At 67.9% G+C, this 589-nt stretch carries 1 protein-coding gene; it reads left to right on the top strand.

Translation table 11 applies throughout. The features are described from left to right. On the top strand, nt 1-500 hold a 500-nt coding region (locus AC0IW9_RS30365), incomplete at its 5' end, for an IS5 family transposase (protein ID WP_471652034.1). Nucleotides 501-589: the final 89 nt, after the last annotated feature.

Raw genomic sequence — 589 nt, 5'->3', positions numbered from 1 at the left:
ACGCGGAATGGATAGCTTTAGAGCCGCTACTTCCGCCGCCTGCCCGCACCGGACGGCCCCTGAAGTGGCCCCGGCGCCTGATGGCCGAGGTCATATTCTACCTCGTCCGCTCCGGCTGCGCCTGGCGCATGCTCCCTACCTCCTTCCCACCATGGCAGACCGTATTTGCGCATTTCCGGCAATGGCGGCTCGACGGCACACTCCGGCGTGCACACGACCGGCTGCGTGCGCTGGCCCGCGAGGCAGGTGGACGCCAAGCCGAGCCGTCGGCCGCCATCATCGACAGCCAAACCGTGCGGGCCACCGGCGTCGGAGGCCCGGAGCGCGGCTACGACGCCGCGAAGCGAACCTTCGGGCGAAAGCGGCACATTCTCGTCGATGCAGCTGGCCTCATCCTGCTCGCCCACGTCCACGCCGCCAATTCGCATGACCGGCTCGGAGCACAACACCTCATCGGGCGTGCTGGCGAGAACGAACTGCCACGTCTGGAACTGGTATGAGCAGACGGCGCCTATGCAGGCACCTTCGCGCGCTGGCTCGAAGCCGAGCGCGGCTGGCGTGTCGAGGTACCGAAGCACCGTGACCGCCA

Source organism: Belnapia sp. AC561, from assembly GCF_979252845.1.
Note: the sequence above shows the minus strand (reverse complement) of the source record. Positions and strands in the feature narration are given on the sequence as shown.